Here is a 20734-nt window from a genome sequence, read left to right as displayed (position 1 = left end):
CCCATGAGCGATCAGAACACCCTCGTGATGGAGACGACCAAGGGCCGCGTCGTCATCCAGCTGCGCCCCGACCTCGCCCCCGGCCACGTCGAGCGCATCCGCACCCTGTCGGAGCGCGGCTTCTACGACGGGGTGCCGTTCCACCGCGTGATCGACGGCTTCATGGCCCAGACCGGCGATCCGACCGGCACCGGGACCGGCGGCTCCGACCTGCCCGACCTCAAGGCCGAGTTCAACGCCGAGCCGCACGTGCGCGGCACCTGCTCGATGGCCCGCACCAACTTCCCGCACTCGGCCAATTCGCAGTTCTTCATCTGCTTTGCCGATGCCCGCTTCCTCGACCGCCAGTACACGGTGTGGGGCAAGGTCACGGAAGGCATGGAGGTCGTCGACCAGATCAAGCGCGGCGAGCCCGTGCGCGATCCCGACCGGATCGTCTCGATGCGGGTGCAGGCGGCCTGAGCGCCTGACCCTCCGCCCCTCCCCGGTCCGACGCGGGAGGGGCCGTTCCCGTCACTGCAGCGTCGGCTCGGAGCCCGAGCCGCGCACCAGCTCCATCTCGGTCACGGCGATCAGCACCTCGGCCCGGGTCTTGAGGTCGGGGGCTTCCAGCATCGCCTGCTTCTCGCGCGGGCCGAACGGGCTCATCATGCAGAGCGCGTTGACGAGCGCCTCGTTCGGAGCCTCCTCGATCCCCGCCCAGTCGACCTTGAGGTCGTTGGCCTCCACGAAATCCTTGAGCGCCCGCAGGACGCCGGCCCGGTCCACCGCCTCCTCGCCCGCGCGGGCATGGAAATCCGCCGCGAACGGGTCGAAGGTCACGCGGCAGAGCCGGTAGGCGGTCGTGGACGACAGCTCCTCCTCGACCCGGAACCGGGAGATGCCGGTGAGCGAGATCAGGTAGCGGCCGTCCCCCGTCTCGGCGAACTGGGTGATGCGGCCGGCGCAGCCGACGCGGTAGAGCTTCGGGGCGAGCGGCTGCTCGCCGGCCTCCGCGTCGGGCTGGATCATGCCGATCACCCGGTCGCTGCGCAGCGCGTCGTCCACCATCGCCAGATAGCGCGGCTCGAAGATGTTGAGGGGCATCTGGCCGCGCGGGAGAAGCAGCGCTCCCGGCAGCGGAAAGACCGGAATCACCACCGGGCAGTCGCCCGGGCCCTTGTAGGCCACGTTCATGCTCATCGCGCCGCTCCCGCCCCTGTCGCGGCCGGCCCCCGGGGCGCGCCCGGCCGGCATCTCCTCGTGGCGACGGCCCTGCGGTGACGAGGCGCCGCGCCGTCGCATCTTCCCGGACCGCCACGCCGAGGCTGTCGGCCCGGCGCGGTTCCGGGGACCGGACGCGCAGGGATCTCCAGAGCGTTCCCGGCCCTTACGAAAACATCAGCGACGAGAGCTTGCGCCGGCCGCGGATGGTCATCGGGTCCATCGGCCCCCAGGCTTCGAAGAGCTGCAGCAGCTGCTTGCGCGCCGCGTCCTCGTTCCAGCCGCGGTCGCGGCGCACGATCTCGACCAAGTGGTTGACCGCGTCCTCGCGGCGGTCGCGGGCGTTCAGGCCGAGCGCGAGGTCGAACCGCGCCTGATGGTCGGCCGGATCGGCCTCGACCTGCCGCTGCAGGGCGCCGAGATCGCCCAGCGACGCCGCCTGCTCGGCCAGTTCGATCTTCGCCCGGACGCTCGCGATGGCCGGGCTCTTGGCCGCCTCCGGCGGGGCCGCGTCGAGGAACGCCTTCGCCCGCTCGATGTCGCCGCCGTCGAGCACCAGCCCGGCGAGCGCCGCGATGGCGCCCGCATGGCCCGGCTCCTGGGCCAGCACCGCTGCGTAGATCTCCGCGGCCGCGTCCACGTCGCCGGCTTCCGCCGCCGCCTCGGCCTCGGCCATCAGGTCCTCGGCCTGCGTCGGGCCGAGGGGGCCGACGAGGCGCTCGATGAACCCCTTCACCTGACCCTCGGGCAGCGCGCCCATGAACCCGTCCACCGGCTGCCCGCGCTGGAACGCGATCACCGCCGGGATCGACTGGATGCCGAGCTGCCCGGCGATCTGCGGGTGCTCGTCGATGTTCATCTTGACGAGCTTCACCTTGCCGCCGGCGTTGCGGACCGCCTTCTCCAGCACGGGAGTGAGCTGCTTGCAGGGCCCGCACCAGGGCGCCCAGAAGTCGACCAGCACGGGCTGCCGCATCGACTCCTGCATCACGTCCTGCCGGAAGGCCGTCGTGGTGGTGTCCTTGATCAGGTCGTCCGCGGGGGCCTGACCGGCCGCGGGGGTGTCGGTGAGCATGAAGACCTCGGGGAAACGGCGGGCAGCGTTTCGGCGAATACGGCGGAACATGGGGTCGTGCCGCCAGCCTGACTAGTGCGACCGGCCCGCCGCGGCCAAGCGAAATGATCCCGGCCGCCGCCGTGCGCGGCCTCCGCGGCCTCTCATGCGCGCGAAATGCCGCGCCGGCGCCGCGGCAGGCCCCTCGCGCCCCCTCCCGCGGGGCCTGCCGCGGCGCTACATCCGGGGCGGCGCGGCCGCCGGGGACGGGCGCCCTGCCTCCGAGAGCCGCGCCAGAACCCGTGCCCCGAGGAGAGGGTATGCCGATCCGCTCCGCCCTGACCGCCCCCGCGGCATTCCTCGCTCTGCTCCTCGCCCTTGCCGCACCCGCCCGGGCGCAGGCTCCTGCGGAGGCCAGGGACGGACTGCCGGTGGCCCTGTTCACGCAGCGCGACGGGCCGCTCGCGGCCGCCGGGAACGCCGTCGCCAACGGCTTCTCGGACTACTTCACGATGATCAACCGCCGCGACGGCGGCATCGGTGGCCTGCGCATCGCCGTGCGGGAATGCGAGACCGGCGGGGAGACCGCCCGCGGGCTCGCCTGCTACGAGGAGGCGAAGGCCGCGGGCGCGGTGGCCGTGAGCCCCTGGAGCGCCGATACCGCGGCAGCCCTCCTGACGCGCACGGGTGCCGATCGCGTCCCCCTGGTGGCCGTCGGCAATGGCCCGCCGCTCGCGGCGCGCGGCGCCGTCTTCCCCTTCGCCTTCGCGCCCCCCGCCACCGTGTGGGACGGCCTCGGCGTGGCGCTGGCCGCGCTCATGGAGGGATTCGGCGGGCCGGAGGGCCTGCGCGGCAAGCGCCTCGCCTACCTGCACCGGGACAGCCCGGCGGGCCGCGAGCCGGTGCGGCTGCTGGAGGCACTGGCGGCCGATCTCGGCGTCTCGCTGCGGACCTACGCGCTGCGTTCCGTGGGCGGGGACGCGGCCGCCGATCCCTGGCGCGCCGCCAAGGCCGGCGCCCCCGACTACGTGATCCTGGACGGCTCGGCGGGGCTCCCGGACTCGCCCCTGGCGGAGGCCGCCGCGGCCGGCATCCCACTCAACCGCCTCGTCGCCCTCGGTGGCCCCGGCGAGGCCGACCTGCGCCGGGCCGGGCCGGCCGCGCGCGGCTTCCGGGAGGTGACGTGGCACGCCGTCACCGACAGCTTCCCGGCCTTCGACCAGATCGACCTCCTGGCGATCGACGCGGGCGCCTCGCGCACGCCCAAGGAGGAGGCGACCGGGCTCCTCTACAACCGCGGAGTCTACAACGCGGTCGTTGTGGCGGAGGGCATCCGCAACGCGCAGCGCCTCGCCGGCACGGCGCGCGTGGACGGCGAGGCGGTGCGGCGCGGCCTGGAGGCGATCCGGCTCGACGGGGCGCGCTGGAAGGAGCTCGGCCTTACGGGCTTCGCCGCGAGCCTCACCCTCACCTGCGCCGACCACAGCGGCCACCAGGCGGGCTTCCTGATGGAATGGACCGGCGCGCGGTGGGTGCAGGTCAGCGACAAGCTGAACCCCCTGCGCCAGCGGATCCGCCCGCACCTCGACGCGGCCGTGCGCGACTTCCTGGCGCGCTACGCCGCCGAGGCCGGCCGGCCCTGGCCGGAGCGGCCGGACTCCTGCGATCGCCCCTGAGGGTTGTCCACACGGCGCAGACCTCCTAAGCGGCTGGGGCCGCCGCGGCTTGTCCCCAGTCTGCTCGTCCCGGGCGAGGGCACGGTCGGCCCGCCGAGGAGTTCGCGTCACCGATGAACCGTCCCATCCCCGCCGCGCACGACGCGCTGGCGTCCCAGAACCCGACCATCGCGGCCTACGACAATCGCGCCCGCATCCGCGCGATCATCGGCTCGTCGTCGGGCAACCTCGTCGAGTGGTACGATTTCTACGCCTACGCCTTCACGGCGATCTACTTCAAGGACGCGTTCTTCCCGGGCGCCGACCCGACCGTGCAGCTCATCAACACCGCGGCGGTGTTCGCCATCGGCTTCCTGATGCGGCCGATCGGCGGCTGGGTGTTCGGGCGCGTCGCCGACCGCTACGGCCGCAAGACCTCGATGCTGATCTCCGTGATGATGATGTGCGCGGGCTCGCTCGTCATCGCGATCCTGCCGACCTACGGGCAGATCGGCCTCCTGGCGCCCGTCCTGCTGCTGTTCGCCCGCATGGCGCAGGGCCTGTCGGTGGGCGGCGAGTACGGCACCAGCGCCACCTACATGAGCGAGGTGGCCCTCAAGGGCCGGCGGGGCTTCTACGGCTCGTTCCAGTACGTGACGCTGATCGGCGGACAGCTCCTCGCCTCCCTCGTCGTGGTGCTGGTGACGATGGCGCTCTCCGACCAGGAGATGAGCGCCTGGGGCTGGCGCATCCCGTTCTTCATCGGGGCGGGTGCGGCGGTCGTCGCGCTCTACCTGCGCCGCTCCCTGCACGAGACCACGACCGAGGGCGCGCGCGCCTCGAAGGAGGCGGGCAGCATGCTGGCGATCTGGCGCCACCACCGCCGCGCCTTCCTGACGGTGCTCGGCTACACCGCCGGCGGTTCGCTGATCTTCTACACGTTCACCACCTACATGCAGAAGTACCTGGTGAACACCGCCCACATGGACAAGAAGACCGCCAACCTGACGATGACGGCGGTGCTCTTCACCTACATGGTGGTGCAGCCGCTGTTCGGTCTCTTCGCCGACAGGTTCGGCCGCAAGACCGCGATGCTGATCTTCGGGGCCTCGACCACACTGCTGACGGTGCCGCTGCTGCACGCGATCGGCGGCACCACGAACCCGGTTCTGGCCTACGGGCTGATCACGGCGGCGCTGCTGTGCGTGTCGTTCTACACCTCGATCAGCGGCCTCGTGAAAGCCGAGATGTTCCCCGCGGAGGTGCGCGCGCTCGGCGTCGGCCTGTCCTACGCCATCGCCAACGCGCTGTTCGGCGGCTCGGCCGAGTTCGTGGCGCTGAGCTTCAAGGATTGGGGCGTCGAGACGTGGTTCTTCTGGTACGTGACCGCCATGTGCCTGATCGCGTTCCTGACCTCGCTGCAGATGCCCGACAGCCGCCGCTCCGGCTACCTGCAGGGCGACGGCACCGCCTGAGCCGAGGCGCCCGCCCTGAACCTGGGCCGCGGAAGGGCGTTGACTCGGCAACAGATGGAGCCCGCGATGCGAACCCGTCGAGTGCCGAGCCTCACCCTCCCGACCATTCTGGCCGCCGCTCTGCTGGCGGCCGCGCCGCTCTCCGCGCAGACCGCCGACCCGGGCGTCCCGTCCTCCCCGCGGACGGGCGACCCCGGCAGTACTGGTGCGGTCAACCGGAGCATCACCGCGACCGGCCAGACCAAGCCCCCGGGCGCGGCCGTCGGCCCCCGCGAGGGCCAGTCGGAGGACCAGCGGGACAAGATCCGCGACATCAACCGCAAGGTCGATACCGGGATCTGCATCGGCTGCAACTGACGGCGTGGGGCCGGAGCGGCGTTAGACGGAAGAAGCCGTTGCGGCCCCATCGCCCCGTTGGTTAGACCTCATCGCAAACGTTCCTGGCTCCCGACCGACGATCGGGGCGGAGCTGCGAGAGGGAGAGCGCCATGAACCAGCGGATCGTCGCGGTGCCCGCCGCCGTGCGGGAGCAGGCCCACATCGACGACGCCAAGTACCGCGCGTGGTACGAGGCGTCGATCCGCGACCCGGATGCCTTCTGGGGCGAGCACGGCCGGCGCATCGACTGGTTCAAGCCCTACACGCAGGTCAAGAACGCCACGTTCGGGCCGGGCGAGGTCTCGATCCGCTGGTTCGAGGACGGGGTGACGAACGTCGCCCACAACTGCATCGACCGGCATCTCGCCACCCGCGGCGACCAAGTGGCGATCATCTGGGAGGGCGACGATCCGGCCGATTCCCGCCGCATCACCTACCGCGAGCTGCACGCGGAGGTCTGCCGCATGGCCAACGTCCTGCGCAACCGCGGCGTCTCCAAGGGCGACCGGGTGACGATCTACCTGCCGATGATCCCCGAGGCGGCCTTCGCGATGCTGGCCTGCGCCCGGCTCGGCGCGATCCACTCGGTGGTGTTCGGCGGCTTCTCGCCCGATTCCCTCGCCGGCCGCATCCAGGGCTGCGACTCGAAGCTCGTCATCACGGCTGACGAGGGCCTGCGCGGCGGCCGCAAGGTGCCGCTCAAGGCCAACGTCGACGCGGCGATCCAGCGCCTTCCCGCCGACAGCGTCGACCACGTCATCGTGGTCCGCCGCACCGGCGGCGCGGTCGAGATGGATCCGGTGCGCGACGTCTACTATGACGCCGCCGCCCGCGAGGTCACCGACGAGTGCCCGGCGGAGCACGTCGAGGCCGAGCACCCGCTCTTCCTGCTCTACACCTCGGGCTCGACCGGGCAGCCGAAGGGCGTGGTGCACACCACCGGCGGCTATCTCGTCTACGCCTCCATGACCCACCAGTACGTCTTCGACTACCACGAGGGCGACGTCTACTGGTGCACCGCCGACGTCGGCTGGGTGACGGGCCATTCCTACATCGTCTACGGCCCGCTCGCGAACGGCGCCACGACGCTGATGTTCGAGGGCATCCCGACCTATCCGTCGATCTCCCGCTTCTGGGAGGTGGTGGACAAGCACAAGGTCACGATCTTCTACACCGCCCCGACCGCCATCCGCTCGCTGATGGGCGCGGGCGAGGAGCCGGTGAAGAAGACCTCGCGGTCCACCTTGCGGGTGCTGGGCTCGGTGGGCGAGCCGATCAACCCGGAGGCCTGGGAATGGTACTACCGGGTCGTCGGCGACGAGCGCTGCCCGATCGTCGACACGTGGTGGCAGACCGAGACCGGCGGCATCCTGATCACCCCGCTGCCCGGGGCCACGGCGCTGAAGCCCGGCTCGGCCACGCGCCCGTTCTTCGGCGTGAAGCCTGTTGTGGTCGACGGCGACAACAAGGTTCTGGAGGGCGCCTGCGAGGGCAACCTCTGCATCGACGAATCGTGGCCGGGCCAGATGCGCACCGTGTGGGGCGACCACGAGCGCTTCGTGCAGACCTACTTCTCGACCTTCCCGGGCCGCTACTTCTCGGGCGACGGCTGCCGCCGGGACGACGACGGCTATTACTGGATCACCGGCCGCGTCGACGACGTGATCAACGTCTCGGGCCACCGCATGGGCACGGCGGAGGTCGAATCCTCCCTGGTCGCGCACCCCAAGGTCTCGGAGGCCGCGGTGGTGGGCTACCCCCACAGCCTCAAGGGCCAGGGCATCTACGCCTACGTCACCTTGATGCAGGGCGAGGAGCCGTCCGAGGCGCTGCGCAAGGAACTCGTGGCCTGGGTGCGCAAGGACATCGGCCCGATCGCCTCGCCCGACCTGATCCAGTTCGCGCCGGGCCTGCCCAAGACCCGCTCGGGCAAGATCATGCGCCGCATCCTGCGCAAGATCGCCGAGGACGACTTCTCGGCGCTGGGCGACACCTCGACGCTGGCCGATCCGGGGGTGGTCGACGATCTGATCGAGAACCGGCAGAACCGGGCCGGCTGAGCCGGGCCACCGCGGCACCGATCGCGGGAGAGGCGTGAACCCCGCCTCTCCCCACCCCCTTCCAGACCCGTTCCAGGACACCCGAGCCGCCTGCCGCGGAGGCGGACCGCACCCCCGGCTGCGGCCTCTGGCGCCCGCCCCGCGACAGCGCGCACCGATCGTGCGAGATTTCTCTGCCCATCGCCCGCGGATCGACTGTCCGGAGTGCGGCGCCACACTGCGTTCGACTGTCGCGGCGGTGAGACAAGGAAGCTTCCTCTCGGAAGCTCCCTTTCTTCCGTCCTGGAGGAACATCGTCATGAAAGCACCTCCGATCCTGCTGGCGGTCACGCTGCTGATGGCCGGCCCGGCCTACGCGCAGGGCACCGACGCGCAGCGGGCCGCCTGCACGCCGGATGTCTGGCGCCTGTGTGCGTCCCACATCCCCAATGTCGGGGCGATCACCGCCTGCCTGAGGCGGGAGAAGCCGAACCTCAGCGCCGGCTGCCGCACCGTGATGGAGAGCACGGGGGCGCCCGCGCAGCGTCTCGCCACGCCGCGTCCCGTCGCGCCGCGGGTCGCCGAGCGGGTCCCGGTCGCGCCGCGCCCGGCTTACGCACGCCGGGGCGAGTCCCGGGTCGTGGTGGCGGAGCGCCGCGTCTCGCCGCGGATGACCCCGCGCCGTCCCGTCTACGCCGAGGCGATGCCGCGTCGGCCGGTGATGGCCGGACCGATGAGCCGTCGCACCGTCGTCCATGCGGTGCCGCGCCGGTACGCCGTCCGGCACACGCCGCAACGCTACGCCGCCGGTGTCGGAGGGTTCTCCGGGCTGCCCGGCCTGCGCGGCAACCGCGCCGCGATGCGGGAGGCCAATTACTGGATGCGCCAGATCGGCGGGATGATGGGCGGCATGGGGGGAATGGGCGGCATGTCGCTCGATTCCATCCGCGACATGCGCGTGGGCGACCTCCTCAGCATGATGGAGTGAGGGATCCGGGACGCTCCGGCACCGCCGGGGCGTCTCGTCCGGCACTGTGGCCGTCCCGCCGCAGGGAGCGGGATTCGGGGCCGCGCAGGATGAAGCGTGGAGACGCGGGACCATGGCCCCGGTTAACGTCCGGTGTCGGTCCGCTGCGGCCGTCCGGAATTCCAGTCTTCATGCGCGTCCTCCTCCCGAGCCTCGCCGCCCTCCTGCTGTCGGCCGTTCCGATGGCGCAGGCCGCCGATGCGCCGGCGCCCGTGCCGGTCTACCGGCCGCCGGTGCAGCCGCTCAGCATCGTCTCCGAGTTCCGGATCGGCGGCACGGTACAGGACCCGGGCAGCAACGAGAGCAACACCGCCAACGTCGCCTTCGAGGTGCTGCTCGCGAAGCCGGTGCTGTTGCAGGATCGGTTCTGGAACGCCTTCGTGCCCCGCCCGACCGTCGGCGGCAGCTACAACACGGGCGGCCGCACCAGCTACGCCTATCTCGGCGCCACCTGGACCTTCGACATCACTGACCGGATCTTCGTCGAGGGCTTCTTCGGCGCGGCCTTCCACAACGGCGCCACCGGGCCGGGCGCCTTCGTGCCGCCGGGCTTCAACGCGCTCGGCTGCTCGCCGCTCTTCCGCGAGGCCGCCGCCGTCGGCTTCCGCCTGACCGAACGCTGGAGCGTGATGGCGACCGTCGAGCACATGTCGAATGCCGGCCTGTGCGCGGCCAACCGCGGCCTCACCAATTACGGCGGCAAGATCGCCTATACGTTCTGAGGACAGAATCGCGGGCCGATCCGGTGTAGAGAGGCCGGGTCACGCCCGCACGAGGTCCGAACGTGGTCGTCCTCAACCGCATCTACACCCGCACCGGCGATGCCGGCACCACCGCGCTGGCGAGCGGCGAGCGCCGCTCCAAGGCGGATCTGCGCATCGAGACCTACGGCACCGTCGACGAGACGAACGCCTGCATCGGGCTGGCGCGTCAGCACACGACGGGCGACCTCGACGCGATGCTGTCGCGCATCCAGAACGACCTGTTCGACCTCGGCGCCGATCTGGCGACCCCGGAGGGCGACGCGCCCCTGCCCTACGAGCCCCTGCGCGTCGTCGCCGCGCAGGTCGAGCGGGTGGAGCGCGAGATCGACGCCCTGAATGCCGGGCTGCAGCCGCTGCGCTCCTTCGTGCTGCCGGGCGGCAGCCCGGCCGCCGCTTCCCTCCACCTCGCCCGCACGGTCTGCCGCCGGGCCGAGCGCCTCGCCGTGGCGCTGGCCGCCAACCCCGCCGAGCGGGTCTCTCCGGTGGCGATCCAGTACCTCAACCGCCTGTCGGACTTCCTGTTCGTCGCCGCGCGGGTGGCGAATGACGGCGGGGCGGCGGACGTCCTCTGGGTGCCGGGCCAGAACCGGGCGTGAGCCTGCCGGGCGGCCGGCCGCGCCCGCGTTGACAATTCGAAAAAACGGCCGTTACGGTCCGCCACCTTGCTCCTCACAGGGATGGCCGGCGACCGGGCGCGCGGGGCGCGTGCGGGCGCGGGATCGTCTCGCCCGACGAAGGATTCGGCGATCATGAAGGTTCTGGTGCCCGTGAAGCGGGTCGTTGACTACAACGTCAAGATCCGGGTGAAGCCGGACGGCTCGGGCGTCGAACTCGCCAACGTCAAGATGTCGATGAACCCCTTCGACGAGATCGCTGTCGAGGAGGCGATCCGCCTCAAGGAGAAGGGCAAGGTCACCGAGATCGTCGCCGTCTCGATCGGCCCGCAGCAGGCCCAGGAGACCATCCGCACCGCGCTCGCCATGGGCGCGGACCGCGGCATCCTGGTCAAGACCGACGCGGCGGTGGAGCCGCTGGCCGTCGCCAAGCTCCTCAAGGCGCTGGCGGAGAAGGAGAGCCCGGATCTCGTCATCCTGGGCAAGCAGGCCATCGACGACGATTCGAACCAGACCGGCCAGATGCTCGCCGCCCTGCTGGGCTGGCCCCAGGGCACCTTCGCCTACAGGCTGGAGGTCGGCGAGGGCGCGGTCGAGGTCACCCGCGAGATCGACGGCGGCCTGCAGACGCTCGCGCTGCAGCTGCCCGCCATCATCACCACGGACCTGCGCCTCAACGAGCCGCGCTACGCCTCCCTGCCCAATATCATGAAGGCCAAGAAGAAGCCCCTCGACACGGTCGAGCCGGAGGCGCTCGGGGTCGACGTGGCCCCGCGCCTGAAGGTGCTCAAGACCGTCGAGCCCGGCGGACGCCAGGCCGGCGTGAAGGTCGCCTCGGCGGCCGAACTCGTGAACAAGCTGAAGGTCGAGGCCGGCGTCCTCTGACGCGCCTCCCACGGATCGAGGACAATCCCATGGCCACCCTCCTCCTCGTCGAGCACGCCGCCGGCGCGCCCAAGGATGCCAGCCTCAAGGCCCTCACCGCCGCCAAGCAGATCGGCGGCCCCGTCCACGCCCTGGTGACCGGCGCGGGCAGCCGCCCGGCCGCCGAGGCCGCTGCGGCGCTCGACGGGGTCGAGAAGGTGCTGCTGGCCGAGGATGCCGCCTTCGACCACCTGCTCGCCGAGCCGACGGCCGCGCTGGTGGCGGAGCTGGCGGCGAATTACGACGTCGTGATCGCGGCGGCGACCACCGAGGGCAAGAACGTGCTGCCGCGCGTGGCGGCGCTGCTCGACGTCGCGCAGGTCTCGGACATCATCAAGGTGGTCTCGCCCGACACCTTCGAGCGGCCGATCTACGCCGGCAACGCGATCCAGACAGTGCAGGCGGGGGATGCGAAGAAGGTGATCACGGTGCGCACCGCCGCCTTCAAGGCGGCGGAGGCGGGCGGATCGCCGGCCCCGGTCGAGGCCGCGGCGGCCGCGGCCGCGCCGGAGGCGAAGTCGTCGTTCAAGGGCGAGGAGATCGCCAAGTCCGACCGGCCAGAGCTGGCCTCGGCCAAGTTCATCGTCTCCGGTGGGCGCTCGCTTGGCTCGGCGGAGAAGTTCAAGGAGCTGATCGAGCCGCTCGCCGACGCTCTCGGCGCGGCGGTCGGCGCCTCGCGGGCTGCGGTGGATGCGGGCTACGCGCCGAACGACTGGCAGGTCGGCCAGACCGGCAAGGTGGTGGCCCCCGACCTCTACGTGGCGGTGGGCATCTCGGGCGCGATCCAGCACCTCGCGGGCATGAAGGACTCCAAGGTGATCGTGGCGATCAACAAGGACGAGGAGGCGCCGATCTTCCAGGTGGCCGATTACGGCCTCGTCGGCGACCTGTTCCAGGTCGTGCCGGAGCTGCAGGCCGAGATCACCAAGGCCAAGGGCTGAGCCTGCGCCGCATCCGGCCCGGCTTCGGGCATTCCGGGCCGCGATGCGTCTCTTCTGAGACGGCGCGGCCCCACGATGCGGTGTAGGATGATGGGACGAGGAAAGGGACCCGGCGGCCAGCCGGGTCCGGGCGCGCGGTGCGGGGCGACAGCGGCATGGGCATCGAGATCAAGACCGTCGGGATCATCGGCGCCGGCCAGATGGGCAGCGGCATCGCGCATGTCTGCGCGGTGGCCGGGCTCGACGTCCGGCTCAACGACCGCGACCCCGACCGGCTGAAGAACGGCCTCGCCACCGTCAACGGCAACCTGCAGCGCCAGGTCGCCAAGGGAACGCTCTCGGAGGACGTGCGGCGGGAGGCCATCGCCCGCATCACCCCGATCGAGAGCTTCGACGATTTCGGCCCGTGCGACCTCGTCATCGAGGCGGCCACCGAGGACGAGGCCATCAAGCGCCAGATCTTCTCGGCTTTGTGCCCGTCCCTGCGCCCCGAGACCATGGTGGCGACCAACACCTCCTCGATCTCGATCACGCGGCTCGCCGCCTCGACCGACCGTCCGGAGCGGTTCATCGGCATCCACTTCATGAATCCGGTGCCGGTGATGCAGCTCGTCGAGCTGATCCGCGGCATCGCCACCGAGGATCCGACCTACGAATCCGCCCGCGCCTTCGTGAGCCGGCTCGGCAAGACCGTGACGGTGTCGGAGGATTTCCCGGCCTTCATCGTCAACCGCATCCTGCTGCCGATGATCAACGAGGCGATCTACACGCTCTACGAGGGCGTGGGCTCGGTCGACTCGATCGACACCGCCATGCGGCTCGGCGCCAATCACCCGATGGGTCCGCTCCAGCTCGCCGACTTCATCGGCCTCGACACCTGCCTGTCGATCATGCAGGTGCTCTACGAGGGCTTGGCGGATTCGAAGTACCGCCCCTGCCCGCTCCTCGTGAAATACGTCGAGGCGGGCTGGCTCGGCCGCAAGAGCAAGCGCGGCTTCTACGATTACCGCGGGCCGGAGCCGGTCCCGACCCGCTGAGGCTCAAGGCTCCCCTCCCGGGTGGGAGAGGAGCCCCGGGTCGGCCCGTCAGCGCTGGTTGGTCGAGCCGGTGGTGGCCGGCGCGGAGGGCTGCGGGTAGGCCGGGTTGCCGGCCGGGACGCCGCCGCTGTTCGCCGACGGGTTGCTGGCATTGCCCTTGCCGTCGGCCGAGCCGGTGATCTGGGCGCGCGAGGCGTCCTGGCTCTGGCTGGCATAGTCCTTCGGCGCGTTGCTGCCGTTCCAGCTCAGCAGCGCCACCATGGCGATGGCGAGGAGCGCGAGGCTGCCGAGCAGCACGTACAGGACGGGCTTGCCCTTGGCACCCTGGCGGGCTTCCGTCGGGGTCTCGATCGGGGCGCGGTTGTCGGCCATGCGGGTCTCTCCGAGTGGGTCCGGCGGCGGACGCCGCCCGGTTGTCTGCCCGGGCAACGGCCGCCGGTCGGCCACGGTTCCTCCGCAGAGCCCTGCACCTATCGCCCCGTCACCAGCATGATCTTGCCGAGATGCGCGCTCGACTCCATCAGCGCGTGGGCCTCCCGCGCCTGCTCCAGCGGGAAGGTCGCGTGGATGACGGTCTTGAGCGTGCCGGCGTCGAGCAGCGGCCAGACCTCCCGGCGCAGGCCCTCGGCGATCGCCGCCTTCTGCGCCACGGTGCGCGGGCGCAGGGTCGAGCCGGTCAGCGTGAGCCGCCGGATCATCACCGGGGTCATGTTGAAGGATTCGGCCTTGAAGCCCTGCATGAAGGCGATGACCACGAGCCGGCCTTCGAGCGCCAGGGAGGCGAGGTTGCGCTCCAGGTAGGGCGCCCCGACCATGTCGAGGATCACGTCGACGCCCGACCCGTCGGTCAGCCGCTTCACCTCCGCGGCGAAATCCGCCTCGCGGTAGTTGATGGCCGCATCCGCCCCCATCTGCTCGCAGAAGGCGCATTTCTCGGCCGAGCCCGCGGTGGCGTAGACGGTGGCGCCGAACTGCTTGGCGAGCTGGATGGCCGTATAGCCGATGCCGCTCGACCCGCCATGCACCAGGATGCGCTCGCCCCGGCGCAGGCGCCCGCGCTCGAACACGTTGGTCCACACCGTGTAGTAGTTCTCGGGCAGCCCCGCGGCCTCGGTGAGGGAGAGGGGCTTGGGCCTGGGCAGGCAGAGGGCCGCATCCGCCACGCTGTACTCGGCATAGCCGCCGCTGATGACGAGGGCGCAGACCTCGTCGCCCACGGCCAATCCGGTGACGCCCTCGCCGAGCGCCGCGATGCGCCCGCCCACTTCGAGCCCGGGCACCTCGGTGGCACCGGGCGGCGGCGGGTACTTGCCGGCGCGCTGCTGGCAGTCGGGCCGGTTCACGCCCGCGGCCACCACCTCGATCAGCACCTGCCCCGGCCCGGGCTTCGGCACCGGGGCGGTCTCGATCCCGATCACCTCCGGACCGCCGGCCCCGTTGAAGCGAACCTGACGCATGGTGGTGGGGATCGACGGCATGGGGTCGGCTCCTGTGGCGTTTCGCGGGCTCTACCTGACGTGTTCCGCCGGCTTTGCAAGTCCCGATGACGTCGGGATTGATGTTACCGCGTCCCGTACATCCGGTCGCCCGCGTCGCCGAGGCCCGGCACGATGTAGCCGTGGTCGTTGAGATGGCTGTCGATCGAGGCGGTCCAGACCGGCACGTCGGGATGCGCGCCCTGGAACTTGGCCAAGCCCTCGGGGGCGGCGAGCAGGCAGACGAAGCGCAGGTCCCGCGCCCCCCGCTCCTTCAGCCGGTCCACCGCCGCGATGGCCGAGTTCGCGGTGGCGAGCATGGGATCGAGGATCAGCACCGTGCGGTCGGCGAGGTCGGACGGCGCCTTGAAGTAGTACTCCACCGCTTCGAGCGAGTCGGGATCGCGGTAGAGGCCCACATGGGCGACGCGGGCGGAGGGCAGGAGCGACAGCATCCCGTCGAGGAAGCCGATGCCGGCCCGCAGAATCGGCGCCAGCACCAGCTTCTTGCCGGCGATCTGCACCCCCTGCATGGTCACGAGCGGCGTCTCGATCTCGACGGGCTCCAGCGGCAGGTCGCGCGTCACCTCGTAGGCGAGCAGCGTGCCGATCTCGTTCAGGAGCTGCCGGAAGCCCTTGGTGGAGCGGGCCTTGTCGCGCATCAGCGTCAGCTTGTGCTGCACCAGCGGGTGATCCACCACCGTGACCGAAGCGGCCTTGACCCCGTCCCGCGCGCTCGCCGCCTGCATCCCGTCCCCCATCCCACCATGTGATCCGGCCGGCACCTTAAGCGGAGTCGCTTCGGCAGGCCACTGCTCTGGCCGCTTAGGGTTTTGATCTGTCGCAGGTTTTCGTCGCGGAACCGGACCGGGTCTCAGAACACCGTGCCGTCGCTCTCGATCGTCAGGGGCGGCGTGCCGTCCGGGCGCAGACCCTTCGCGAGGCGCCGGCCCGTCGCCCAGGTGCCGCCCTCCAGCACCTTGGCGAGCGGCAGCGCGGCCGGGTCGCGGATGCCGAGGCGTTCGCGCACGAGCGGCGCCAGCCGGTCGAGGAGCGCCACCGTGAGCGCCCGCCACTCGACCACCAGCTCCGATCCGACCGCGTGCGGGCGGCCCGCCTCCTCCGGCCGCTTCAGGGCGAGCACGCCGGTATCGAGGAAGAGCCCGCCGTTGCGGTATTCCGGCAGGCCGGTGAGCGCGTCGAGCCCGGTGACCGTCAGGCCGGCCTCCTCCAGCGGCTCCAGGAGCGAGTAGGCGAGCCACTGCGAGAGCTTGTGGAAGGGCACGAGGCCGGCCGTCTCGCCCTCCCCGCCCGCCCGCGGGTGGCGCCACGTGTCGCCGAGGTCGACCCCGTCGAGGGTGATGCGTCCCGGCCAGATGGGCCCCAGATGGGTGAGGAGGGCGGCGAGGATCGCGCTCGCCGGCAGGGCGCCGTCCTGCGCTTGGCCCGCGAGCCGGTCGTAGAGGCCGCCGGGGCGCGCCTGCGGCCCGAACCCGTCCGGATCGGCGGCGACGACCTGGCCCAGCCGGTTGAGGAGCGCCGTGCGACCCGCCAGCCCCACCAGCGGGTTCGTGGGCGAGACCTGGAAGCCCTGCGCGAGATCGGCCTCGGTGAGGCTCGCCAGCGCCCGCGCGTCGACCCGGAACGGATCCTCCGGCACCTCCGAGAACAGGCCGGAGACGAACAGGTCGAAGCTCGCGACCGCCAGTCCCTCCGAGCGCGCATAGGTCTCGCCGGTGCGGCCCTCCTCGTAGCGCCAGGTCGGCCCGGCGCCGGCATCGATGAGGACGCTGACGATGACGAGGTCGAAGGCCGCCCGGGCGCGGGCGGCGACGTCGTCCCACGGGGCGGCGTGCACGAGCGAGCCCCAGCGCTCGAACCCGTCCACGGCGAAGTGGCGCCAGCGCGAATGGTACGGGATGTCGAGGTCCGGATAGGCGTCGCGGATCGTCTCCACTACGGCGTCGGCGCAGGGGCCGAGCCGATCGGGGTCGACCGCGAAATGGTCGAGCCCGCCGTCGAGGCAGCGGGCGAGGAGCCCCGCGGCCCGCTCGCGCACCGCCTCCGTGGTGAGGAGCCAGCGCGCGTCCCGCGCCCCTGCCCCGGTCGATCCCTGCGCCAAAGCCGTCTCCCTCAGAACCGCTCGAGGTCGCGGCCCTTGACCGCGTCGAGGTCGCCAGCCGCCGGCGCCTCGCCCGGCGCGTAGTAGCCCGCCGCCTTCTTGGCCTCGATCTCCACCGCCGCATCGGGCGGGATCAGTTCGGGCGGGATCGGCACGCGTTCGCCGACCTCGATGCCGGAATTCACGATCGCGTCGTACTTCATGTTGGACATCGACATCAGCCGATCGATGCGGCGGATGCCGAGCCAGTGCAGCACGTCGGGCATGAGCTGCTGGAAGCGCGCGTCCTGCACGCCCGCCACGCACTCGGTGCGCTCGAAGTAGGTGGCGGCGGAATCGCCCCCCTCCTGGCGCTTGCGGGCGTTGTAGACGAGGAACTTCGTCACCTCGCCGAGCGCCCGGCCCTCCTTGCGGTTGTAGACGATCACGCCGACGCCGCCCCCTTGCGCCTCCCGCACGCATTCCTCGATGCCGTGGGTCAGGTAGGGCCGGCAGGTGCAGATGTCGGAGCCGAACACGTCCGAGCCGTTGCACTCGTCGTGGACGCGGCAGGCGATGCGGGTGCCGGGCGCGCCGATGCGGGCGGCCTCGCCCATGATGTAGACGGTGCAGCCGCCGATCGGCGGCAGGAAGACCTGGAGGTCGGGCCGGGTCACGAGTTCCGGGAACATGCCGCCGGTCTGCTCGAACAGCGTGCGGCGCAGGGCGGTCTCGGTGGTGCCGAAGCGCGCCGCCACGCCCGGCAGGTGCCACACCGGATCGACGGCGATCTTGGTGACCGCGATGTCGCCGGTGTGGTGCAGGATGGTGCCGTCCGCCGCGAGCCGGTGCGCCCCGATGGCCGCCAGGATCTCCGGCAGGCCGAGCCGCGCCTTGGTGATCGCGATGGTGGGGCGGATGTCGGTGCCGGTGGCGATCTCCGGGGCGAAGACCTCCCCCGGCACGTGGCCCCAGGGGTCGAGCGAGACGATGCGGTCTGGCTCGCCCCATTGCGGGTGCGGGCCGATCGGCACCACCGGATGGGTGTTGGTGAGGTCGGGCCGGGCCAGCGGATTGAGGGCGCGCCCCGCGATGGCGAGCGCCCGGTAGAGCGAGTAGGCGCCGCCATTCGCCCCGATCACGTTGCGGTCGGCCGGGTTCGTCACCGTTCCGATCACCGGGCCGCGCTCCCGCGGATCGGCGGCGCCCCAGCGGATCGGCCACCGGGCCGCGCCCGGCGTCGGGTGCGAGGTCAGCCGGATATGCGTCGAGCGGTTGGACGTGGTCATGGCGCGGCCGTCTCCGAACGGAGAAGGCTCCCCGGATTGTCCACCCGGGGAGCCTCGTTGGCTTGACCTTGGCGACGATGGCCGAACCCGGCCGGAGCGTCAAGTTCCCGGCCGGGTTCCTCGTCCGGACCGGCGGCGGGTTCGGAATCCCGCCGCCCTGCCTGCCGGACGTCAGAAGTTCGTGCCGGCGCGGCGCTTGGCCATGAACGCGTCGAACTGCTCGCGGTCGCGGGCACGCTTCAGCTCCTCCACGAACTCCGTGAAGGCGCGGCTCTCCTCCTCGAGGCGGCGGCGCTCCTGCTCCAGGCGCTCGAGTTCGCCGCGGCGGTACTCCTCGAAGGCCCAGTTGCCGGTGCCTTGCCGGAAGCCGGACGCGGAGACTCCGAATCCGCCGCGGAAGCCGCGCTCCGCGAAGGATTTCAGTTCGTTGAGAGCCGGGTAGCCCATGAGCTTCCACACCACGTAGGCGGCCGCCAGCGGCCAGACATAGATGAAACCGAGGACGATCGCGCCGATCTCCAGGGACCGGCGCGGGAACGGGCCGGCACCGCGGCAGGTGCGTCCGCTCGACCAGGGGGCAGAAGAGAAAGTCACGTCGTGTCTCCCGGGGAGATATGAATGTGAACGACATTTACATGCGGGGCCGCCGGGGCGCTTTCAAGGGGGGCCTATCGCGATCCTGCGCGTGCGCTTCCGCACACGGAACGGCCCGCCTCGGGGCACTCAAGGGACATGGCGGCGGGCACCGGCCCGGCCGCGATGGAGGTTCCGATGACCACGCCCACCCGTTCGTCCGGCCCGCTCGTTTCCGGCCCGCTCGTCTCCGGCCCGCTCGTCTCCGGCCTCTGGCTCGGCCGCAAGGTCCGCCGCCTCGCCGGGGCGGCGGCCGGCGGCCTCGCGCTCCTGGCGCTCTCGCTGCTCCTCGGCCGCTCGCCCCACGACGTCCTCGCCGCGCTCCCGGGCGCTCCCGGGGAGGCCGATCCCGACTTCGGGATCGGCGGCTGAGGCGGGGCGCCCGCCTCAGCTCTCCTTCGCGGGGCTGCGGAAATAGGGCTCGACCGGCCCCTTCAGCTTGATCGTCATCGGGCTGCCGGCCCGGTCGCGGGCATTGCCCGCCACGAGCCGCACCCAGCCCTCGCTCACGCAGTATTCCTCGACGTTCGTCTTCTCGACGCCCTTGAAGCGGACGCCGACCCCGCGCTCCAGCGCGGCGGCATCGTGATGGGGGCTGTTCGGGTCGGTGCAGAGGCGGTCGGGAGGGGTGTCGCTCATCGGTGGTCCTGCCGGCATGTCGCAATCGGGCGCTCCCCTACCCGCTCGGGCGGCTCCTGCCAATCGCGCCCGCGGCTCCGGCGGCCTCGGTGCCGCTTGGAATCATCATAATGAACAACAAGAACAGACGCGTTGATCGATAGTATCGAACGGCTCCAATCTTCGTGTCGACCCTTGCAACGCGGAGCAAATCCTTGCATTCGTCCTGACGACGGAGCGTTCGGATGGCCAATGCTCCTCTCTCGTCCGACCCCGCGATGGAGCCCGCGATGGCGCGTGCCTTGACCCTGATCCACGGCTGCGTCGGCCTCCTCGGCGAGGGATGGCCGGTGCGGGGCCTGAGCGTCGCGCGGCTCGAAGCCCTGCTCGGCGGTGTCGGGAGGGCGCGGCGGTGAGCGGGCAGCGCGAGGCGCGCCTGCGCGCGCAGGCCGAGGCACGGGCGCAGGCCGCGCTCGGCCACGCCCTGACCCTGGCGTTCTGGCAGGCGCTGGAGCGATGCCCGATGGCGCCGATGGCGGCCCTCGAAGCGGCGGCCCGCGCGGTCGGCGACCTCTACCGGCAGGCCGCCTCCCTGCACGGCGACGATCCGCACTGCGCCTGCGGCTGGCAGCCCGATCCCGAGGACGATCTCCTGCGCCTCGAAGCCATGCTGGCTGCGGCCCTCACCGAGACGCCGGCGCAGACCCTCGCGGCGATGCCGGCGGCCGGCACCGCCTGAGGACTCGCCGCCGCCGCGAAACCCTGTAAGCTTCCGGCCGAGCATCCGGAGGCCTCATGCGCGGAGCGTTCGACCACATCCTGAACTGGCGGCTGCTGCCGGGCTCCCACGCCTTTCCGGGGCCGGACGGCGGCACCTGCATCAACGAGGCGGCGGTGGTGGCGGCCGGCCTGCCCTACCGCGAGATCCGCTCCTCGGCGGATTGTCCACCCTGCTTCTCGCCCCCGCTCGCCGCCTACGCACTCGGCCTCAACGACGCGATGCCGGATGCCGAGCGTCCGCGCCTGATGGCCTTCGTGCTGCGCCTCTCGGGCTCGGCCGACGATCCGCAGGTCGAGGCGGAGCGCACCGCCTACCTGACGCTCCAGACCGTGCGCCGCATCCTGCCGCCGGTGCTCGACGGCATCGGCCTTCCCGGCGAAGCCCGGGCGTGCCGGCAGGCCGAGACCCCGGCGGAGGCGATGGCGGCGGCACGCCGGGCGGCCTGGGAGGCGGGCGCCGTGGCGGACATGGCCGCCCGCGGCGCGGTCTGGGTGCGGGGCGCGCGTGCCGCGGCGGCGGCCCGGGCCGCCACCTTCGCGGCCGAGCCCGATGCCCGCACGGCCGCGGACGCGGCGGAGGCCGCCTCCCTGTTCTCGCCGGCCGCCTGGCGCGAGGCGACGGCGATCCTCGACGAGGCCCTCGGCGTCGGCCGGCAGGCGCCGCCGCTGACGCCGGAGGCGGCCGGCGCCCGCATGGCGGCGGCACGATCGGGTGTGGCGGCCTGAC

Annotated in this window: 24 protein-coding genes; 15 read left to right on the top strand and 9 right to left on the bottom strand. The window is 71.8% G+C overall.

The window, feature by feature from the left end; translation table 11 throughout:
- Positions 1-3 precede the first annotated feature (3 nt).
- A complete protein-coding gene (locus tag MFF61_RS16350) occupies positions 4-462 on the top strand; it encodes a peptidylprolyl isomerase (protein WP_238236170.1) in 459 nt (152 codons plus the stop codon).
- A gap of 51 nt (positions 463-513) precedes the next feature.
- Here the strand turns inward: MFF61_RS16350 and MFF61_RS16345 are convergent, their stop codons facing one another.
- Positions 514-1182 carry an LON peptidase substrate-binding domain-containing protein gene (locus tag MFF61_RS16345; RefSeq protein WP_238236167.1) on the bottom strand — a complete coding sequence of 223 codons (669 nt, stop codon included), beginning with the start codon at positions 1180-1182 and terminating at the stop codon, positions 514-516.
- A gap of 187 nt (positions 1183-1369) precedes the next feature.
- Complete coding sequence (gene trxA, locus MFF61_RS16340; protein WP_238236166.1) at positions 1370-2278, bottom strand: thioredoxin; 909 nt, start codon at positions 2276-2278, stop codon at positions 1370-1372.
- A gap of 299 nt (positions 2279-2577) precedes the next feature.
- Here trxA and MFF61_RS16335 point away from each other — a divergent pair, with 299 nt between their 5' ends.
- From MFF61_RS16335 to MFF61_RS16290, 10 genes are all read left to right on the top strand, one after another.
- Positions 2578-3933 carry an ABC transporter substrate-binding protein gene (locus MFF61_RS16335; RefSeq protein WP_238236164.1) on the top strand — a complete coding sequence of 452 codons (1356 nt, stop codon included), beginning with the start codon at positions 2578-2580 and terminating at the stop codon, positions 3931-3933.
- Between the two features lie 113 nt (positions 3934-4046).
- The gene (locus tag MFF61_RS16330; protein WP_238236162.1) at positions 4047-5387 is read left to right on the top strand and encodes an MFS family transporter; all 1341 of its coding nucleotides are present in this window, start codon (positions 4047-4049) and stop codon (positions 5385-5387) included.
- Between the two features lie 66 nt (positions 5388-5453).
- Positions 5454-5744 (top strand): hypothetical protein, encoded by a 291-nt coding sequence (locus MFF61_RS16325; RefSeq protein WP_238236161.1) that lies wholly within the window; start codon positions 5454-5456, stop codon positions 5742-5744.
- Positions 5745-5875: 131 nt separating this feature from the next.
- Entirely contained in the window at positions 5876-7825 is a 1950-nt protein-coding gene (gene acs, locus MFF61_RS16320) for an acetate--CoA ligase (RefSeq protein WP_238236160.1), read from the top strand.
- A 298-nt stretch (positions 7826-8123) separates the two neighbouring features.
- Positions 8124-8792 (top strand): hypothetical protein, encoded by a 669-nt coding sequence (locus MFF61_RS16315; RefSeq protein WP_238236158.1) that lies wholly within the window; start codon positions 8124-8126, stop codon positions 8790-8792.
- 170 nt (positions 8793-8962) lie between these two features.
- Positions 8963-9553: an acyloxyacyl hydrolase gene (locus MFF61_RS16310; RefSeq protein ID WP_238236156.1), complete on the top strand. Its 591-nt coding sequence runs from the start codon at positions 8963-8965 to the stop codon at positions 9551-9553.
- Between the two features lie 62 nt (positions 9554-9615).
- Positions 9616-10191, top strand: a complete 576-nt coding sequence (locus MFF61_RS16305) for a cob(I)yrinic acid a,c-diamide adenosyltransferase (protein ID WP_238236155.1) — start codon at positions 9616-9618, stop codon at positions 10189-10191.
- 153 nt (positions 10192-10344) lie between these two features.
- A complete protein-coding gene (locus MFF61_RS16300; protein ID WP_238236153.1) occupies positions 10345-11094 on the top strand; it encodes an electron transfer flavoprotein subunit beta/FixA family protein in 750 nt (249 codons plus the stop codon).
- 29 nt (positions 11095-11123) lie between these two features.
- Positions 11124-12074: an electron transfer flavoprotein subunit alpha/FixB family protein gene (locus MFF61_RS16295; protein ID WP_238236152.1), complete on the top strand. Its 951-nt coding sequence runs from the start codon at positions 11124-11126 to the stop codon at positions 12072-12074.
- 155 nt (positions 12075-12229) lie between these two features.
- Positions 12230-13111, top strand: coding sequence for a 3-hydroxybutyryl-CoA dehydrogenase (locus tag MFF61_RS16290; RefSeq protein ID WP_238236149.1), 882 nt, complete (start codon positions 12230-12232; stop codon positions 13109-13111).
- 48 nt (positions 13112-13159) lie between these two features.
- Here the strand turns inward: MFF61_RS16290 and MFF61_RS16285 are convergent, their stop codons facing one another.
- The 6 genes from MFF61_RS16285 to MFF61_RS16260 all read right to left on the bottom strand — a co-directional run bounded on the left by MFF61_RS16285 (position 13160) and on the right by MFF61_RS16260 (position 18570).
- Entirely contained in the window at positions 13160-13483 is a 324-nt protein-coding gene (locus MFF61_RS16285; RefSeq protein ID WP_238236148.1) for a hypothetical protein, read from the bottom strand.
- A gap of 98 nt (positions 13484-13581) precedes the next feature.
- Positions 13582-14589 carry an NAD(P)H-quinone oxidoreductase gene (locus MFF61_RS16280; protein ID WP_238236147.1) on the bottom strand — a complete coding sequence of 336 codons (1008 nt, stop codon included), beginning with the start codon at positions 14587-14589 and terminating at the stop codon, positions 13582-13584.
- Positions 14590-14672: 83 nt separating this feature from the next.
- Positions 14673-15335 carry a uracil phosphoribosyltransferase gene (gene upp, locus MFF61_RS16275; protein ID WP_238236206.1) on the bottom strand — a complete coding sequence of 221 codons (663 nt, stop codon included), beginning with the start codon at positions 15333-15335 and terminating at the stop codon, positions 14673-14675.
- Positions 15336-15460: 125 nt separating this feature from the next.
- The gene (locus tag MFF61_RS16270) at positions 15461-16708 is read right to left on the bottom strand and encodes a URC4/urg3 family protein (RefSeq protein WP_238236146.1); all 1248 of its coding nucleotides are present in this window, start codon (positions 16706-16708) and stop codon (positions 15461-15463) included.
- Between the two features lie 11 nt (positions 16709-16719).
- Complete coding sequence (locus MFF61_RS16265; protein ID WP_238236145.1) at positions 16720-17976, bottom strand: GTP cyclohydrolase II; 1257 nt, start codon at positions 17974-17976, stop codon at positions 16720-16722.
- A gap of 171 nt (positions 17977-18147) precedes the next feature.
- A complete protein-coding gene (locus MFF61_RS16260) occupies positions 18148-18570 on the bottom strand; it encodes a DUF2852 domain-containing protein (protein ID WP_238236144.1) in 423 nt (140 codons plus the stop codon).
- A gap of 177 nt (positions 18571-18747) precedes the next feature.
- Here MFF61_RS16260 and MFF61_RS16255 point away from each other — a divergent pair, with 177 nt between their 5' ends.
- On the top strand, positions 18748-18981 hold the full coding sequence (locus tag MFF61_RS16255) for a hypothetical protein (protein ID WP_238236142.1): 234 nt from the start codon (positions 18748-18750) through the stop codon (positions 18979-18981).
- 15 nt (positions 18982-18996) lie between these two features.
- Here the strand turns inward: MFF61_RS16255 and MFF61_RS16250 are convergent, their stop codons facing one another.
- Positions 18997-19248, bottom strand: coding sequence for a DUF3297 family protein (locus MFF61_RS16250; RefSeq protein ID WP_238236140.1), 252 nt, complete (start codon positions 19246-19248; stop codon positions 18997-18999).
- A gap of 224 nt (positions 19249-19472) precedes the next feature.
- On the opposite strand from MFF61_RS16250, the gene MFF61_RS16245 reads away from it, so the two are divergent.
- From MFF61_RS16245 to MFF61_RS16235, 3 genes are read left to right on the top strand one after another with little or no spacing between them, the layout of a single operon-like run.
- Complete coding sequence (locus MFF61_RS16245) at positions 19473-19643, top strand: hypothetical protein (protein ID WP_238236139.1); 171 nt, start codon at positions 19473-19475, stop codon at positions 19641-19643.
- Positions 19640-19966 carry a hypothetical protein gene (locus MFF61_RS16240; RefSeq protein WP_238236138.1) on the top strand — a complete coding sequence of 109 codons (327 nt, stop codon included), beginning with the start codon at positions 19640-19642 and terminating at the stop codon, positions 19964-19966. Before MFF61_RS16245 ends, MFF61_RS16240 begins: the two co-directional genes overlap by 4 nt.
- Before the next feature lie 56 nt (positions 19967-20022).
- Positions 20023-20733, top strand: a complete 711-nt coding sequence (locus MFF61_RS16235) for a hypothetical protein (RefSeq protein WP_238236135.1) — start codon at positions 20023-20025, stop codon at positions 20731-20733.
- Position 20734: the final 1 nt, after the last annotated feature.

Origin of the sequence: Methylobacterium isbiliense (assembly GCF_022179325.1) — a bacterium.
GTDB classification, from domain to species: Bacteria; Pseudomonadota; Alphaproteobacteria; order Rhizobiales; family Beijerinckiaceae; genus Methylobacterium; species Methylobacterium isbiliense.
The sequence above is the reverse complement of the archived record's forward strand: the minus strand, read 5'-3'. Positions and strand labels throughout refer to the sequence as shown.

Excerpts from the sequence above, each read along its gene's own strand:
- MFF61_RS16350 (WP_238236170.1), top strand. The coding sequence starts at position 4 with ATGAGCGATCAGAACACCCTCGTGATGGAGACGACCAAGGGCCGCGTC.
- MFF61_RS16345 (WP_238236167.1), bottom strand. The coding sequence starts at position 1,182 with ATGAGCATGAACGTGGCCTACAAGGGCCCGGGCGACTGCCCGGTGGTG.
- trxA (WP_238236166.1), bottom strand. The coding sequence starts at position 2,278 with ATGCTCACCGACACCCCCGCGGCCGGTCAGGCCCCCGCGGACGACCTG.
- MFF61_RS16335 (WP_238236164.1), top strand. The coding sequence starts at position 2,578 with ATGCCGATCCGCTCCGCCCTGACCGCCCCCGCGGCATTCCTCGCTCTG.
- MFF61_RS16330 (WP_238236162.1), top strand. The coding sequence starts at position 4,047 with ATGAACCGTCCCATCCCCGCCGCGCACGACGCGCTGGCGTCCCAGAAC.
- MFF61_RS16325 (WP_238236161.1), top strand. The coding sequence starts at position 5,454 with ATGCGAACCCGTCGAGTGCCGAGCCTCACCCTCCCGACCATTCTGGCC.
- acs (WP_238236160.1), top strand. The coding sequence starts at position 5,876 with ATGAACCAGCGGATCGTCGCGGTGCCCGCCGCCGTGCGGGAGCAGGCC.
- MFF61_RS16315 (WP_238236158.1), top strand. The coding sequence starts at position 8,124 with ATGAAAGCACCTCCGATCCTGCTGGCGGTCACGCTGCTGATGGCCGGC.
- MFF61_RS16310 (WP_238236156.1), top strand. The coding sequence starts at position 8,963 with ATGCGCGTCCTCCTCCCGAGCCTCGCCGCCCTCCTGCTGTCGGCCGTT.
- MFF61_RS16300 (WP_238236153.1), top strand. The coding sequence starts at position 10,345 with ATGAAGGTTCTGGTGCCCGTGAAGCGGGTCGTTGACTACAACGTCAAG.
- MFF61_RS16295 (WP_238236152.1), top strand. The coding sequence starts at position 11,124 with ATGGCCACCCTCCTCCTCGTCGAGCACGCCGCCGGCGCGCCCAAGGAT.
- MFF61_RS16290 (WP_238236149.1), top strand. The coding sequence starts at position 12,230 with ATGGGCATCGAGATCAAGACCGTCGGGATCATCGGCGCCGGCCAGATG.
- MFF61_RS16285 (WP_238236148.1), bottom strand. The coding sequence starts at position 13,483 with ATGGCCGACAACCGCGCCCCGATCGAGACCCCGACGGAAGCCCGCCAG.
- MFF61_RS16280 (WP_238236147.1), bottom strand. The coding sequence starts at position 14,589 with ATGCCGTCGATCCCCACCACCATGCGTCAGGTTCGCTTCAACGGGGCC.
- upp (WP_238236206.1), bottom strand. The coding sequence starts at position 15,335 with ATGCAGGCGGCGAGCGCGCGGGACGGGGTCAAGGCCGCTTCGGTCACG.
- MFF61_RS16265 (WP_238236145.1), bottom strand. The coding sequence starts at position 17,976 with ATGACCACGTCCAACCGCTCGACGCATATCCGGCTGACCTCGCACCCG.
- MFF61_RS16255 (WP_238236142.1), top strand. The coding sequence starts at position 18,748 with ATGACCACGCCCACCCGTTCGTCCGGCCCGCTCGTTTCCGGCCCGCTC.
- MFF61_RS16250 (WP_238236140.1), bottom strand. The coding sequence starts at position 19,248 with ATGAGCGACACCCCTCCCGACCGCCTCTGCACCGACCCGAACAGCCCC.
- MFF61_RS16245 (WP_238236139.1), top strand. The coding sequence starts at position 19,473 with ATGGCCAATGCTCCTCTCTCGTCCGACCCCGCGATGGAGCCCGCGATG.
- MFF61_RS16235 (WP_238236135.1), top strand. The coding sequence starts at position 20,023 with ATGCGCGGAGCGTTCGACCACATCCTGAACTGGCGGCTGCTGCCGGGC.